Raw genomic sequence first — 18,299 nt, forward strand, 5'->3', positions numbered from 1 at the left:
ACCAGTTTTTCTTAAATAAATTACTACTTGATATATTTCTTTGTCAGGATAACGCCGATGTAGTCTCACCCAATAGTCTAGCATTCTTAAACTCACACCAAAGCATCTTTACCAAATGTTACTGGTGGGGGTTGAGTAATGAGTAATGAGTAATGAGTAATGAGTTAAAGAATTAATGCTCAACGCTTAAAAATTGGTTGATCGAGTGCAAGATCTTAGACTAAAGAGAAATGAACTTTTTCTGAAGTTAATTTAGTACAGAAGTACTGGTGCTTTGATATGAGGTACCTGCATTTCTCACCAACAGAGATCTCGCAGGCGATCGCACTTAGTTACTCATTACTTCAAGACTTCAAGACTTATTACTTATTATTAATTACTTGCAAAAAATGGTTTTTTTTGTAATAAGATATTAAAGGTCTTTTGAAATACAATACCAAAAATAGTTAATTCAAGACTATTAATGGTGATTTTTTGTCAATTTAACATGTAATTAAGTAATATTAATCATGGCAACAAGAATTTGGGATGGCGGTGCAGCCGACGATTTTTGGCGTTCTTCAGAAAACTGGGTAGGAGATATTCTACCTGTTGACAACGATGAAATTGAAATTGGTGATTTCACCTTGACTATCTTCAATGGTGGAAGTCCAATTAACGATTTGACAATTCTTACTCTTGATTCCCAAAGTCCATTACAAGTTACTCGGGGAACTTTAAGGACTACTAATACCTTCAATGTTAGTGATAATCTGACAATTACTGAGGGAGTACTAGAACTCAATGGTAATAGTACCGTTGACAGTCTCACTCAAATCCGAACTTCTTCCTTCTCTCAATCTTTAGGAACCCTAACTGGAAGTGGTAATTTAACAGTTAGTGGTAATTTTGACTGGAATGCGGGAACCCATGGGGGTACAGGCACCACAGAAGTGAATGGATTATTAACTTTTGGAGGAACTGACTCAAGGTCTTTAGGCGCTTCTGGGGAGTCAAGAACCCTGGAAATTAATAATGATGCCCTGTGGAATTCTACTCGTAACCTCAATGTCATAGGAGGTTCAATTATCAACAATAATAGGGGGTCAACCTTTGAGATTGTTGATACTATGGGTTCTACTGGCATTTTTGATAGTACAGGTCAAGAAGAGTTTAATAACGCTGGAGCCTTGCTTAAATCAGCAGGAGATGACCGCTTCCAGCTTAGATTGGTAGTTAACAATACAGGCACAGTTCAAGTTAACAATGGTATTTTAGAATTAAGCGGCGATGGAGACCATACTGGGGACTTCACTGGAACGGGAACCTTACAGTTTGGCGATGGGTTTAGAGGTGGCACCCATAACCTCAACAGTGGGAGCAATGTTACTACCAGTAATATTAACATTAGTGCTGGCATTGTTAATATTAATACGGGAGCAACTTACAATGTAAGCAATACCAATATTATCAATGGAACCCTGGATTTGAGTACAGGCAGTCTGGTAACCCTCGACAGTCTCACTCAAGAAGACGACTTTGGCACCTTAACCGGGAGCGATGATTTAACAGTTAGTGATAATTTTGACTGGAATGGGGGAACCCACAGGGGTACAGGCACCACAGAAGTGAATGGATTATTAACCTTTGGGGGAACTGAAGACAAGAGTTTAGGCGCTTCTGGGGAGTCAAGAACCCTGGAAATCAACAATGGTGCCATCTGGAACACTACCAGTGACCTCGATGTCAGTGGAGGCTCGATTATCAACAATAATAGCGGGTCAACCTTTGAGATTGTTGATACTATAAGTTTTCCCGGCATTTTTGACAGTACATTTGAGAGTACAGGTCAAGAAGAGTTTAATAACGCTGGAACTCTCCTTAAATCAGGGGGAGATGATAGTTTTACTATTTCCATTGATTTTAACAATACAGGGATAGTTCAAGTTGATAATGGTACTTTAGACTTAAGCGGTGATGGAGACCATACTGGGGACTTTACCGGAACAGGAACCTTAGAGTTTGGTAGGGGCAGTGGCACTCATAACCTCTCTAGCTCTACAAATGTAGCAGTGAGAAATGTTATCTTTGGTGGAGGAACCGTAAACCTCTCTGGGGCTTACAATCGACCCAGCGGAGGTAGCCTATCAGTTACTAGAGGAACTGCCAACTTTACAGGAACAATTGGCGCCAATGGTCTTGGAGACCTGACCATTACCTTTGGAACCCTGAATTTGAGTACAGGCGGTACGGTAACCGCCGACAGTCTCACTCAAGAAAGCGACTTTGGCACCTTAACCGGGAGCGATGATTTAACAGTTACAGGCAATTTTGACTGGAATGGGGGAAATCAGCGTGGTACAGGCACCACAGAAGTAAATGGATTATTAACCTTTGGGGGAACTGAAAACAAGAGTTTAGGAGGTGTTGGGGAGTCAAGAACCCTGGAAATCAACAATGGTGCCCTGTGGAATAGTACCAGTGGTACCTTAAGAGTCTTAGGAAGCTCAATTATCAACAATAATAGCGGGTCAACCTTTGAGATTGTTGATGGGGGCAGCATTAATGTCAGTGCAGGTACCAGTGGAGGCGAGTTTAATAATGCTGGAACTCTGCTTAAATCAGGGGGAGATAATAGCTTTACTATTTCCATTGATTTTAACAATACAGGGATAGTTCAAGTTGATAATGGTACTTTAGACTTAAGCGGTGATGGAGACCATACTGGGGACTTTACCGGAACAGGAACCTTAGAGTTTGGTAGGGGCAGTGGCACTCATAACCTCTCTAGCTCTACAAATGTAGCAGTGAGAAATGTTATCTTTGGTGGAGGAACCGTAAACCTCTCTGGGGCTTACAATCGACCCAGCGGAGGTAGCCTATCAGTTACTAGAGGAACTGCCAACTTTACAGGAACAATTGGCGCCAATGGTCTTGGAGACCTGACCATTACCTTTGGAACCCTGAATTTGAGTACAGGCGGTACGGTAACCGCCGACAGTCTCACTCAAGAAAGCGACTTTGGCACCTTAACCGGGAGCGATGATTTAACTGTTACAGGCAATTTTGACTGGAATAGGGGACGTCAGAGTGGCACAGGCACCACCACTGTCAATGGATTATTAACCTTTGGGGGAACTGGACCAAGGAATTTAGGCAATTTTGGGGAGGAGTCAAGAACCTTAGAAATCAATAATGGTGCCCTGTGGAATAGTAACAGTGGCCTCACAGTCTCAGGAGGCTCGATTATCAACAACAACATTGGTTCAACCTTTGAGATTGTTGATAGCGGCGCCATTCGTGCTTCTTCAGGTGGAGGAGAGTTTAATAACGCGGGAACTCTGGTTAAATCAGCAGGAGATGACCGCTTCGAGATTGACATAGTATTTAACAATACAGGTACGGTTCAAGCTAACAATGGTATCTTGAACTTTACGGGAAGCTACACTCAAACCGCGGGCGATACTCGTCTCAATGGCGGAGGTATTAGTCTAGGTTTTTCAACACCCCTTGATATTGATGCAGGAACAGTTTCTGGTTTCGGTACCATTGACGGAGACTTGGAAAACGATGCAGGAACAATTACACCTGGTTTATCCGTGGGGGATTTCGAGACCTTAAATATTACCGGAGACTATAGCGAGACAGATTTATCGAATATTGACATAGAAATTGGCAGTCTCACCAATTTCGATATTCTTGATATTGATGGCACAGCTATCTTTGACGGTACAGTTAATGTCAGCTTATTAAATGGATTTACTCCAACCCTAGGTCAAACCTTTGAGATTATCACCTTTGACAGTTCCACAGATATCGCTGCTGCGCAAGCCAATCTCTCCTTTACTGGTTTAGATATAGGTAATGGATTGGCTTTTTCTCCTGTGTTTGACGAAAATAACTTATCCCTGGTTGTCGTTGACAATGGTTCTCTCTCTGTTACCGATGTTACCATGACAGAAGGGGATAGCGGCGCAACCGATTTTACCTTTACTATTTCTCTTAATGGTGATACATCTGCCTTCACGGTAGATTACGGGACGGCAGATGGAACAGCCACAGTGGCTGATAATGATTATCAAGCTGAAAATGGAACACTTAGCTTTAGTGGCACAGATGGGGAAACTCAGACGGTTACGGTGACTGTTAACGGGGATAATAAAGTTGAACTTGATGAAACTTTTGACTTAATTCTGAGTAATTTACAGGGAAGTGGATTTTTACCCGTTCTAGTACCAGGAACTGGTACCATTGAAAATGATGATAATGCTAGTATCAGCATTAACAATGTCAGTGAAAACGAAGGAAATACTGGACTAACTCCCTTTGACTTTGAAGTTACTCTCAACAATGAAGTAGATAACGGGTTAAGTGTAGACTTCCAAACATCCGATAATAGTGCTTTAATTAGCGATAATGACTATCAAAGCGCTAGTGGTACAGTGAACTTTACCGGGAATGCGGGAGAAGTTCAAACCATCACGGTAGATGTGGTGGGAGATACCAAAGTAGAACCCGATGAAAACTTCTTAGTTAACCTGAGTAACTTACAAACCAATGGACGAGATGTAACCATCGCTGATAGTCAAGGCATAGGGACCATTCTCAATGACGATGGCGCCAATCTCACTATCAATGATGTAACCCGAGTAGAAGGGGATAGTGGAATTCAGCAGTTTGTTTTTAGCGTAACTCTTAGCAACACTGTTACAGGGGGTGTTACCGTTGATTTTACTACGGCTGATGGAACCGCCACAACAGCAGATAATGATTATGAATCAACTAGTGGTACGTTAACCTTTGCGGGAAATACGGGAGAAACGGAAACAATAACCGTTAATGTCAATGGAGACACCACAGTTGAACTTGATGAAACCTTCTTTGTCAATCTTTCTAATGCTTCTGGTGCAAATATTACGGACGCAGAAGGTGTAGGAACAATTCAAAATGATGATACTGCCAATATCACGATTGACGATGTTAGTATCACTGAAGGTAATAGTGGTACGCAAGTTCTCACCTTTACTGTTAACCTTGACGAAGCAGTAGATGAAAGTTTCACTGTAGATTTTTCTACAGCCAATGGCATAGCTACAACGGCAGATAACGACTATGAAGCCACCAGTGGAACACTAACTTTTGCAGGCAATGCCGGAGAAACCCAAACTATTGAGGTCACTATTAACGGTGATACCAAAGTAGAACTAGATGAAACCTTTTCTGTCAATCTCAATAATTTACAATCCAATAGTCGTAATGTAATTATTAGCGATGGTCAAGGTGTTGGTACTATTATTAATGATGATAGTGCCAGTATTAGCATTAACAATGTTAGTGAAAACGAAGGGGATATTGGATTAACTCCCTTTACCTTTGAAGTTAGTTTAGATAATCAAGTAGATAGTGGATTAAGCGTAGACTTTGAGACAGCAGATGATACGGCTTTAATTAGTGATAATGACTATCAAAGCGCTAGTGGTACCCTAAACTTTACTGGAAATGCTGGAGAAGTTCAAACCATCACGGTAGATGTGGTGGGAGACACCGTAGTTGAACCAGATGAAGACTTCTTTGTTAACCTCAGTAACTTACAAGCCAATGGTAGAGATGTAACCATCGCTGGTAATCAAGGAATTGGGACCATTGAAAATGATGATGGCGCTGGTTTTTCCATTGACAGTGTGAGTGTCACTGAAGGTGATAGCGGTACACAAACCTTAACCTTTAGCGTTACCCTCAACAATGGGGTAAGTGGAGGTGCAACTGTTGACTATGCTACCGCCGACGGCATAGGTACAACAGCAGATAACGACTATGAATCCACCAGTGGAACACTCATTTTTGCAGGCAATGCCGGAGAAACCCAAACTATTGAGGTCACTATTAACGGTGATACCAAAGTAGAATTAGATGAGACTCTTTTTGTCAATCTTTCTAATGCGGTGGGAGCAGATATTGTTGATGGTCAAGGAGTTGGTACTATTATTAATGATGATAGTGCTAGTATTTCCATTAATAATGTTAGCCAAAACGAAGGGGATATTGGATTAACTCCCTTTACCTTTGAAGTTAGTTTAGATAATGCAGTAGATACTGGATTAAGCCTAAACTTTGATACAGCAGATGATACGGCTTTAATTAGTGACGATGACTATCAAAGCGCTAGTGGTACAGTGAACTTTACTGGCAATGCCGGAGAAGTTCAAACCATCACGGTAGATGTGGTGGGAGATACTGTAGTTGAACCAGATGAAGACTTCTTTGTTAACCTCAGTAACTTACAAGCCAATGGTAGAGATGTCACCATCGCTGGTGACCAAGGTATTGGTACCATTCTCAATGATGATGCCGATGAGGAAGCAAGTTTTTCTATTAACGATGTAAGTATCACTGAAGGTGATAGCGGTACACAAACCTTAACCTTTAGCGTTACCCTTGACAATGCCGTAAGTGAAGGTGCAACTGTTGACTTTACCACCGCTGATGACACAGCCACAACGGCAGATAACGACTATGAATCCACCAGTGGAACCCTAACTTTTGCAGGTAATGCCGGAGAAACCCAAACTATTGAGGTCACTATTAACGGTGATACCAAAGTAGAATTAGATGAGACTCTTTTTGTCAATCTTTCTAATGCGGTGGGAGCAGATATTGTTGATGGTCAAGGAGTTGGTACTATAGAAAACGATGATAGTGCCAGTATTTCCATTAACAATGTTAGCCAAAACGAAGGGGATAGTGGACTAACTCCCTTTACCTTTGAAGTTAGTTTAGATAATGCAGTAGATACTGAATTAAGCCTCGACTTTGAGACAGCAGATGATACGGCTTTAATTAGTGATAATGACTATCAAAGCGCTAATGGTACCCTAAACTTTACTGGCAATGCTGGAGAAGTTCAAACCATCACGGTAGATGTGGTGGGAGACACCGTAGTTGAACCAGATGAAGACTTCTTTGTTAACCTCAGTAACTTACAAGCCAATGGTAGAGATGTAACCATCGCTGGTAATCAAGGAATTGGGACCATTGAAAATGATGATGGCGCTGGTTTTTCCATTGACAGTGTGAGTGTCACTGAAGGTGATAGCGGTACACAAACCTTAACCTTTAGCGTTACCCTCAACAATGGGGTAAGTGGAGGTGCAACTGTTGACTATGCTACCGCCGACGGCATAGGTACAACAGCAGATAACGACTATGAATCCACCAGTGGAACACTCATTTTTGCAGGCAATGCCGGAGAAACCCAAACTATTGAGGTCACTATTAACGGTGATACCAAAGTAGAATTAGATGAGACTCTTTTTGTCAATCTTTCTAATGCGGTGGGAGCAGATATTGTTGATGGTCAAGGAGTTGGTACTATAGAAAACGATGATAGTGCCAGTATTTCCATTAACAATGTTAGCCAAAACGAAGGGGATAGTGGACTAACTCCCTTTACCTTTGAAGTTAGTTTAGATAATGCAGTAGATACTGAATTAAGCCTCGACTTTGAGACAGCAGATGATACGGCTTTAATTAGCGATAATGACTATCAAAGCGCTAATGGTACCCTAAACTTTACTGGAAATGCTGGAGAAGTTCAAACCATCACGGTAGATGTGGTGGGAGATACTGTAGTTGAACCAGATGAAGACTTCTTCGTTAACCTCAGTAACTTACAAGCCAATGGTAGAGATGTAACCATCGCTGGTAATCAAGGAATTGGTACTATTCTCAATGATGATGCCGATGATGCCGCTAGTTTTTCTATTAACGATGTAAGTATCACTGAAGGTGATAGCGGTACACAAACCCTAACCTTTAACGTTACCCTCAACAATGGGGTAAGTGGAGGTGCAACTGTTGACTTTGCCACCACTGATGACACAGCCACAACAGCAGATAACGACTATGAATCCACCAATGGAACACTCATTTTTGCAGGTAATGCCGGAGAAACCCAAACTATTGAGGTCACTATTAACGGTGATACCAAAGTAGAATTAGATGAAACCCTTTTTGTCAATCTTTCTAATGCTGTGGGAGCAGATATTGTTGATGGTCAAGGAGTTGGTACTATAGAAAACGATGATAGTGCCAGTATTTCCATTAACAATGTTAGCCAAAACGAAGGGGATAGTGGACTAACTCCCTTTACCTTTGAAGTTAGTTTAGATAATGCAGTAGATACTGAATTAAGCCTCGACTTTGAGACAGCAGATGATACGGCTTTAATTAGTGATAATGACTATCAAAGCGCTAATGGTACCCTAAACTTTACTGGCAATGCCGGAGAAGTTCAAACCATCACGGTAGATGTGGTGGGAGATACTGTAGTTGAACCAGATGAAGACTTCTTCCTTAACCTCAGTAACTTACAAGCCAATGGTAGAAATGTAACCATCGCTGGTAATCAAGGAATTGGTACTATTCTCAATGATGATACTGATGATGCCGCTAGTTTTTCTATTGATGATGTGAGTATAACTGAAGGTGATAGCGGTACACAAACCCTAACCTTTAACGTTACCCTTGACAATGGGGTAAGTGGAGGTGCAACTGTTGACTTTACCACCGCTGATGACACAGCCACAACGGCAGATAACGACTATGAATCCACCAGTGGAACCCTAACTTTTGCAGGTAATGCCGGAGAAACCCAAACTATTGAGGTCACTATTAACGGTGATACCAAAGTAGAATTAGATGAGACTCTTTTTGTCAATCTTTCTAATGCGGTGGGAGCAGATATTGTTGATGGTCAAGGAGTTGGTACTATAGAAAACGATGATAGTGCCAGTATTTCCATTAACAATGTTAGCCAAAACGAAGGGGATAGTGGACTAACTCCCTTTACCTTTGAAGTTAGTTTAGATAATGCAGTAGATACTGGATTAAGCGTAGACTTTGAGACAGCAGATGATACGGCTTTAATTAGCGATAATGACTATCAAAGCGCTAGTGGTACCCTAAACTTTACTGGAAATGCTGGAGAAGTTCAAACCATCACGGTAGATGTGGTGGGAGACACTGTAGTTGAACCAGATGAAGACTTCTTCCTTAACCTCAGTAACTTACAAGCCAATGGTAGAAATGTAACCATCGCTGGTAATCAAGGAATTGGTACTATTCTCAATGATGATACTGATGATGCCGCTAGTTTTTCTATTGATGATGTGAGTATAACTGAAGGTGATAGCGGTACACAAACCCTAACCTTTAACGTTACCCTTGACAATGGGGTAAGTGGAGGTGCAACTGTTGACTTTACCACCGCTGATGACACAGCCACAACGGCAGATAACGACTATGAATCCACCAGTGGAACCCTAACTTTTGCAGGTAATGCCGGAGAAACCCAAACTATTGAGGTCACTATTAACGGTGATACCAAAGTAGAACTAGATGAAACCCTTTTTGTCAATCTTTCTAATGCTGTGGGAGCAGATATTGTTGATGGTCAAGGAGTTGGTACTATAGAAAACGATGATAGTGCCAGTATTTCCATTAACAATGTTAGCCAAAACGAAGGGGATAGTGGACTAACTCCCTTTACCTTTGAAGTTAGTTTAGATAATGCAGTAGATACTGGATTAAGCGTAGACTTTGAGACAGCAGATGATACGGCTTTAATTAGCGATAATGACTATCAAAGCGCTAGTGGTACCCTAAACTTTACTGGAAATGCCGGAGAAGTTCAAACCATCACGGTAGATGTGGTGGGAGATACTGTAGTTGAACCAGATGAAGACTTCTTCGTTAACCTCAGTAACTTACAAGCCAATGGTAGAGATGTAACCATCGCTGGTAATCAAGGAATTGGTACTATTCTCAATGATGATGCCGATGATGCCGCTAGTTTTTCTATTAACGATGTAAGTATCACTGAAGGTGATAGCGGTACACAAACCCTAACCTTTAACGTTACCCTCAACAATGGGGTAAGTGGAGGTGCAACTGTTGACTTTGCCACCACTGATGACACAGCCACAACAGCAGATAACGACTATGAATCCACCAATGGAACACTCATTTTTGCAGGTAATGCCGGAGAAACCCAAACTATTGAGGTCACTATTAACGGTGATACCAAAGTAGAACTAGATGAAACCCTTTTTGTCAATCTTTCTAATGCTGTGGGAGCAGATATTGTTGATGGTCAAGGAGTTGGTACTATAGAAAACGATGATAGTGCCAGTATTTCCATTAACAATGTTAGCCAAAACGAAGGGGATAGTGGACTAACTCCCTTTACCTTTGAAGTTAGTTTAGATAATGCAGTAGATACTGAATTAAGCCTCGACTTTGATACAGCAGATGATACGGCTTTAATTAGTGATAATGACTATCAAAGCGCTAATGGTACCCTAAACTTTACTGGAAATGCTGGAGAAGTTCAAACCATCACGGTAGATGTGGTGGGAGATACTGTAGTTGAACCAGATGAAGACTTCTTCGTTAACCTCAGTAACTTACAAGCCAATGGTAGAGATGTAACCATCGCTGGTAATCAAGGAATTGGTACTATTCTCAATGATGATGCCGATGATGCCGCTAGTTTTTCTATTAACGATGTAAGTATCACTGAAGGTGATAGCGGTACACAAACCCTAACCTTTAACGTTACCCTCAACAATGGGGTAAGTGGAGGTGCAACTGTTGACTTTGCCACCACTGATGACACAGCCACAACAGCAGATAACGACTATGAATCCACCAATGGAACACTCATTTTTGCAGGTAATGCCGGAGAAACCCAAACTATTGAGGTCACTATTAACGGTGATACCAAAGTAGAACTAGATGAAACCCTTTTTGTCAATCTTTCTAATGCTGTGGGAGCAGATATTGTTGATGGTCAAGGAGTTGGTACTATAGAAAACGATGATAGTGCCAGTATTTCCATTAACAATGTTAGCCAAAACGAAGGGGATAATGGACTAACTCCCTTTACCTTTGAAGTTACCCTTGATAATGCAGTAGATACTGAATTAAGCCTCGACTTTGAGACAGCAGATGATACGGCTTTAATTAGTGATAATGACTATCAAAGCGCTAATGGTACCCTAAACTTTACTGGCAATGCCGGAGAAGTTCAAACCATCACGGTAGATGTGGTGGGAGATACTGTAGTTGAACCAGATGAAGACTTCTTCGTTAACCTCAGTAACTTACAAGCCAATGGTAGAGATGTAACCATCGCTGGTAATCAAGGAATTGGTACCATTGTAAATGATGACTTCCAGTCACCAACAGAAATTAATGGAACACCAGCTAGAGATACTTTAGTTGGTACATCAAACGATGATCTGATTACAGGTTTTGAAGGTCGAGATACTATCGATTTAGAAACCAATAGTGGAGGAGTTGATAGTCTTATTTATCTTTCCCTTCGTGATGCAGGTGATACTGTCCTTGGTTTTATCCCCAATCAAGACATTATTGACCTCAGTCAACTATTTACCAGTTCAGGAATTTCTGTATCAGATTACGAAGATGCGAAAACTCAAGGCTTCCTTAGTTTTGGTTCTCGCGGAAACAGTTCATTAGTTCTCTTTGACCCCGATGGCGTCAACAGACAACGACCTGTAAACTATATTACAGTGGAAAACACAACAATAGCATCCTTAGATAATGCTAACAACTTCAATATTGTCTAGTTAAATGTTAACGTTGACTGTTCCTTTATAATTCAGGGACAGTCAACTATCATGACATTTTCTCAGTCTTTTTACCATCTCATCTAGTTCATCTTACAGGAGTTATATCAATGTCAATTCAAAATCATCTCTATTTAACCACTAGTCTGATTGGTTTATTTGGATTAATTGGAATTAGTCCCGTTGCTGCTGCTGATATCAATTTTAATAATTGGTCTACCTTTGGCGATGTTATTACAGATAGTATGGGAGGAACTTCTTTTTCTAGTAATGCTTTAGCCAATGACGATTTTAATTTTGGAGATGACAGTCTCTTCAACTTTTCTAATAATCCTGCTATTGACTCTGTTACTTTGGAAACTAATTTAGGAGTAAGTTTTCCCCCAGGTTTAGATCCAGATCCCGATAACTTTGTACAAGCTTTTGAAGGTTCAGGACTCGCACAAACATTCAATTTTACTGAACCCACTACCTTAAGTTTTGATTTTACCTTCTTAACTAATGATCAAACATTTACAGATATCGATGGATTTGATTTTGATGACTATGGGTTTTTTGTGATTAATGGTCAGGTTATTCCTATTGCTGGGACTTTTGATACTTTAGTACCCTCAACAACTAATTACCAACGAGAGATTTCTGGGAGTTTTAGCCGCAATTTTTCTGTAGGAACATTTGACATTGGTCTAGGAGTTGTAGATGTGGGTGATTTTACTGACTCTTCAGCTTTAATCATCAGTAATGGCCAAACCCAAGTAAGTGGCACTACAGTTCCTGAACCCACTGTAACACTAAGCTTGTTAAGTTTAGGCACATTGGGGGTAATCTCACAATTATTTCCCTCTCACAAAAGAAAGCAATAATATCAAGGCCAAAGTTTACTTCTCTATTTTTGGGCGATCGCCCTTGACATACTTTTGGATTATATTGTAGTTTAAATACTCAAGGTAACATATTCCTACAGCATAATCTCAAGATTGTGCTGTAGGTTTTAAGATGAAATAGGGTACGGGTGAAAAAGTAAGTTTTGGTGAGGAGAAAGGCAGCTTTGCACCGAGGCAGGAGGCAGGAGGTAATAATGATTTATGAATTTTCGAGTAATCAAAGAAAAAAATGCACTCTTTCTAGCATAATATATCAAAAAACCTTGCACTTTTTCTGATAAAAATGGGCTCAAACCTTTATCTAGCAAAAGTTTTACATTTATTCAGCAAGCCCGAAATAGAAAAATAAATGCTAAAAACGAGGTGATGGCAAGCAACCTTGAGCCCCCCTTCCCTACAGCGAGACTCCGGGAGGAACGAAGACAAGGAGACAAGGGAGATAATACAGCTAACCAGAGTGCCTTTTAATATAAAAAAGGCGAGAGAAAATGTGACAAAAATAAAAGAAGAAGAATGGAAAAAAGCAGAAAAAGAGGGATATAAATATGCGGAAAAAAGAGAAAATTATCATGGGATAGAACAAAAATGGCTGAAGGCCATATTTATAAATTTGTGGTTGTTATTTTTAATAACTCCTTACTAAGTGCGATCGCCTCTAATGCTTAACTATAATATAAACTTAATAGACATTGACAAAACCAAATTTACTTTTCCTGAAGAGACTCCAATAACCATTGTTTAATTTTAGAAGACTCATTAGCCGAAAGAGAGGATATATTTAACATTTTCGGCAATAATTCTAACTTTTGCTGGAAAACCAATTTGATTTGCTGTTTTGACTGCCAATAATCGTATACAGGAATATGTCTCGTTTGCAGCATTTTAACTTGTTTTTTTAGAGAGGAATTGAGTTGATGATTCAAAGCTTGCCAGGCTAAACATTGATACAAACAACCTAACATAGTCAAAGCTACCTGTGGTTGATAAATAACATGATAAAGCTGTTCTAGGGCAAAACTAGTAATTTTTTCGACCTCTTGATAATTAACTCGCCACTGTTGGGGTTGTCCTGGACTAATCAAACGACTCAAAGCCCAAGTTGCCTTCTCTTTTTGAGACATATGTTTACTATTAGTAATAATTTGACGCAAAAACTTAAGATTATGAGAACTAGACTCCCCACATTTACCCAAAGAGTTGAGAAAAACAAAAGCCCTAGCTTCTTTTTTAGATTGTTCAAAAGCATCAATCAATTTTTGGTCAAAACCAGTCCATAACAATTTCCCGGGTATATTGCCAATACCTTCACATAGTTGTTTATCTAGTCGGGATACACCTTGAGTAAATTTATCTCTAATCCATTGTTTAAATTTATTTTCTACCCTAGTAATTCCTTTAAAATTTTGAGGATTAATCCCGGCTAAAATATCCCCTAGGGCATAAACAGCTATTAACTCTCGATAAGAATTAGAACTTCTTTGCCAAAACTGGTTCAACTCTAACCATCGAAATAAACCATCAACTATTTGCTCCCGATTAGAAGCAATGATACTTTGTTTAGTCAATTCTCGGCGGCGTTTTTGTAACTTAGCATTAGCCCAATGAAGAGTTAATTGATTGGCAATTTCTTCCCATGTGCTAAATCTAATTTCAGTTTGGGGATCTAAATCTTGACCAGATCTTGACCGAGATACAGTGGGGATAAGAGTTGTTACGGTTACTGGTGAAGTTGTAGTCGGACTTGGTGTGGTGTGTTCAGAAATTACCTCAAGTTTAAATTTTTGGGATTTATCTCGTTGAGAAATTAGAGTCAGTAATAATCTTTCGTCGAAAGTGTATTCAACTTCTAAATCAAGAAGGCTTCCTGGTTCTAAATTTGAAGCAAAAATTTGTTGTAGAGAAACTGTTCTATATATTTGTAGTTTGGTATTTACATCGGGTTTATTGCCCATTCCTACCCAAATTTTGAAAACCAAATCCCCTTGTTTTTGGTCTGGTAAACGAAAATCATCTAAGGAAGTTTTGTAGGGATATTTTTGTCCTTGGGCTATTAATAATCTTAACTGTATATTTTGATTTTGTATAGTTTCTAAATAAATATTAGTCGGATTTACCCTTTCTACAGATTTTAAAGCCCCGGCAGCATATAAACTAGCACCTTTAGCAACAGCAAAATCGGGATTCGATTCAGTAATAATAGGTATATTGCCGAATAGTTCTGATAGTCTTTCTTTGATGGGAGGAAAATAGGTCATACCACCGTTAAGTAAAATAGCATCTACTCTGGGTAATTGAGCACCTCCACTGGCTTTAGCTTTTAATAGTACATCAAAAATAGGAACAACAAAAGTATCAAGATGGTTTGAAAACAAAGGGGAATTAAAAGCCTCTTGTGGATCCATCTCCTCCAATATAGATAAACTCAAATCGGGACAGAGGAGTTCTGCTAAGATTGTTTTAAGTTTAAGAGAACCTATATAGTGACGAACTGGAACATCACCTTCTAAAAATAGACCTTGGAATACATATTGAAAATTCTGTTTATCTTGACTATAGGTATATTCCGAACCCCAGGTTTTTTTAAACTTTTCTGCATAAATCAATAACTCGTAGGTTAATTTTTCTCGATCTACTGGGGATAAGCTAGTTAAATCAACAACATTTTCGATTATATAATTAGCAATTAGCTGATCTACTTTGTCCCCACCAACCCGAGTACGAGAACCAATGGCAAGGTCGTTGATTAAAAAGTTATTACTATCGTTATTCCACTGAACTTGATGCAAGGTAACATCTAGAGTACCTCCCCCTAAATCATAAACGAGGATATTAGAGGGGACTTCTACATCAAAAGCTACTGGTATATCTCCCCTCTGCATAGAGTAGAGGAAGTCATATAAAGCTGCCTGGGGTTCTGATAACAACACAATATCATCTTCTGTCCAACCGGCTATGACCGCCGCTTTGCGCGTTGCTTCAATAGCATCTGTTTCGTAGGAGGCAGGATGGGTAATAACGATCCCCTGAAAGTCTGGATATTTAGAAATTAACTCTTGACGACAAAAGCCTAAAATTTTTGATGCTGCTTCTTCTGGAAGTATTTCACCAGTACTTAACTGGTAGCGATATGGTTTGCCCTGATTTGAGTTGCCTATATTGTGTTTCCAGGCTAAAACCGTTTGATCTTTAAAGGCATAGGCGTTGGTTTTGACATGTCCGCCAATTTCAGCTTTACCTTGGTTATCGAATCTTACGGAGGAGGGGATAATTGCTTGCTTAACTAAGGCGCCAGCTTCATTTTTTACCGGCACTTCTAAAACCGTAGCCATCCACTCTTTTCTGAGGGTATTAAAGTTAGCCAGGGAGATGACAGTATTAGTCGTACCTAGATCGATACCGAGACAAACTGGACGCATAACTTCGTTAATCGTTTTAACGTAAGTTGCTGTTTGTCTTAGTTTATTACCGATTTGATTACCCAAACCTATTACTAGAGTTTTAATTTTTTGGTGATTGAGTTTATTAAAAAGCCTGGCATAGTCATTGTCATGACTGACAATGGCAATTAAGCTAATATTTAGTTTATTATTATTTATTAGCTCTTCGGCGGTTTGAAAAATTAAGTTATCTACTTCTTGCGCTACTGGATTTAAACCTGGGGTTAGCTCAAAACGATAGTTGAGTTGTCGTAAACTGCTACCATAGGCAGTTAGTACTGATGGGGTATTAGAAAAAGCTCTACGAACTACAATCTCTCCAAATTCACTGCAAATATTTTCAATGGTTTCTAATTTAGGTTTTACATTGTCTAAATCTAGTAAAATACCTATTGTTTCCATAACTTATTCAGTCCTTTCTTATTATTTAACTATCAATTTCTTCTACTTGAGCTGGAATAATTATTTTTTCTACCACACGCCACCCTGATGATATACATTTTACTTTTTTCGTCTCTTCTGCACTGGTAAATTGCGAACCCCGATTATATTTATATATTCCTAAGTCTAAGTCTTCTTTTTTGATTGTTAATATTTCTTCTCTATTTTGGGGAAATTCTCGAATACCAAGATCATTTAAAACCGTTAATAAGTTATCTATAACAATCGAGCAAGTCATGGTAAAATTTGCCTTGGGAAGTTCGCCATTTTCTTCTAATTCATGAAGTCTCTTACTTAGCTTGAGTATTTGGTCTAGTAATGGTTGATCTTGATTTTGTAATAAGTATGCTAGTTGATAAATTGCTGTTTGGGTTGCTTCTAGTTTTATTCCTTCTATCTCTTGTTTTAATTCTTGGTTTTCTAATTCTAGTCTATTGATTTCATTTTTTAGATTGGTTTCGGTTTCTCCTAATTCTTGTACTAGGTTTTGAGCAGCTTTTTCTTTGATTGCTGTACGAGTTAATCCTAGTTCTTTTTGAAATCTTAAGCCAAAGTTCTTGATAAATTCTGAAGCGCCAAATTTAATTATTTCTTGATATCCTAGGGATTTTTTTAGGGCTTTTGCTATCTTTTCTTCTAGATATATAGGTAGTTGATAGAGAAAAAAAAAGGTCTTCTCTTGAGAGTTATTGAATTGTGCTATTAAATCGGCAAACTCATTCATTTTAACTAAGTCTTGGGATGATTCTGATTGAATTGTTGCATATAAGTTAATAAATTCTTTGGTTTTCTCTTCCCAGTTTTGTAAAAAGTTTATTGGTTTAAGTTTATAATTGTCTGATAAGTAGTAATAGAATTTTTCGGCAGTTTTACTCTCAAAATCGCTTAAATTATCATGGTCTTTGACAATATCTATTAGTTGAAACCAATCTACCTCTTTTTTGGTTGTATTAGCTTTTTCCTTGAGAGTTTCAAGACATTTTATTTGAATTTCGGCGTTTGGCTTTTGATTCCTTTGTTTACTAGGATTTCTGGGGGTAAAGGTTTTATAGGATTTATCAATGAATTCGATGAAATACTGCCAGGGAGAGTTGGTATCTAAGATGCTTTCTAGATCTGCTTCTTCTCTTGATTTTGGTCTTTCTGATGCTTGGGACGTTTTTGAACTTTTGATGATTGGCTTTTCCATTTTTTTTGCTTCTAATCGAATAATGTAGTTATAAAATTAGCAAAAATTAGCTAAAAATAAAAGAATTGAAAAAATTAATTAAAAAAATATCAATAGAGACTCGTTCTCACGGATGAAAGTGGGTAAGGGATTTGGGTAGTTCTTGCTACCTAATCACAGAGTGTTACTTTTTGGTTAAAGTAGTGTTGCTAGTGAATCATAATATAAAACTATTATAGCCGATAATAACACTTTTAGAATATATATTCTTCAAATACTGGAAAAATATCCAGAAATCTTTCCTATTGAGAGTTTAATTTTGAAGTGCGATCGCCTCAGAGCTTGCATCTTTACCTAATGTTACTGGTTGTGGATGAATAATGAGTTTTGAAGTAATGAGTTTTGAAGTAATGAGTAAGACGTCTTGAAGTAAGAAGTCTTGAAGTCTTGGAGTTTTGGAGTAATGGGTTTTGGAGTCTTGAAGTCTTGAAGTTTTGGAGTTTTGAAGTGAAAGAAGTTTTGAAGTAAGAGAATTGATCCTAAACGCTTAAAAATTGATTCTCCCTTGTCGGCCAATTTCTGTACTTTTGTTTTGGTGCTTTGATATGGGACTCCGGGAGGAACGAAGACAAGGAGACAAGGGAGATAATACAATTAAAACAGCGTGTTTTCATACTAATGTACACCTAAAATACAGATACTTCCTTGTCTCATATCAAATCACCAGTACTTATGTACT

At 38.9% G+C, this 18,299-nt stretch carries 5 protein-coding genes; 3 read left to right on the top strand and 2 right to left on the bottom strand.

Features of this window, described 5'->3' with window-relative positions; genetic code table 11:
* Positions 1-509: 509 nt before the first annotated feature.
* The 3 genes from MW688_RS04365 (at position 510) to MW688_RS04375 (ending at position 13,157) form a co-directional block, all read left to right on the top strand.
* The gene (locus MW688_RS04365; protein ID WP_486734696.1) at positions 510-11,630 is read left to right on the top strand and encodes a beta strand repeat-containing protein; all 11,121 of its coding nucleotides are present in this window, start codon (positions 510-512) and stop codon (positions 11,628-11,630) included.
* Positions 11,631-11,740: 110 nt separating this feature from the next.
* Positions 11,741-12,493, top strand: coding sequence for a hypothetical protein (locus MW688_RS04370; RefSeq protein ID WP_486734697.1), 753 nt, complete (start codon positions 11,741-11,743; stop codon positions 12,491-12,493).
* A 478-nt stretch (positions 12,494-12,971) separates the two neighbouring features.
* Complete coding sequence (locus MW688_RS04375; protein ID WP_486734698.1) at positions 12,972-13,157, top strand: hypothetical protein; 186 nt, start codon at positions 12,972-12,974, stop codon at positions 13,155-13,157.
* A 61-nt stretch (positions 13,158-13,218) separates the two neighbouring features.
* Here MW688_RS04375 and MW688_RS04380 read toward each other — a convergent pair whose 3' ends face one another.
* Positions 13,219-16,353, bottom strand: a complete 3,135-nt coding sequence (locus MW688_RS04380; protein WP_486734699.1) for an Hsp70 family protein — start codon at positions 16,351-16,353, stop codon at positions 13,219-13,221.
* A gap of 25 nt (positions 16,354-16,378) precedes the next feature.
* Positions 16,379-17,581 carry a hypothetical protein gene (locus tag MW688_RS04385; RefSeq protein WP_486734700.1) on the bottom strand — a complete coding sequence of 401 codons (1,203 nt, stop codon included), beginning with the start codon at positions 17,579-17,581 and terminating at the stop codon, positions 16,379-16,381.
* Positions 17,582-18,299: the final 718 nt, after the last annotated feature.

The sequence above is a fragment of the Johannesbaptistia floridana genome (genome assembly GCF_057440575.1).

Coding starts and splice junctions, on each gene's coding strand:
- MW688_RS04365 (WP_486734696.1), top strand. CDS start 510: ATGGCAACAAGAATTTGGGATGGCGGTGCAGCCGACGATTTTTGGCGT.
- MW688_RS04370 (WP_486734697.1), top strand. CDS start 11,741: ATGTCAATTCAAAATCATCTCTATTTAACCACTAGTCTGATTGGTTTA.
- MW688_RS04380 (WP_486734699.1), bottom strand. CDS start 16,353: ATGGAAACAATAGGTATTTTACTAGATTTAGACAATGTAAAACCTAAA.
- MW688_RS04385 (WP_486734700.1), bottom strand. CDS start 17,581: ATGGAAAAGCCAATCATCAAAAGTTCAAAAACGTCCCAAGCATCAGAA.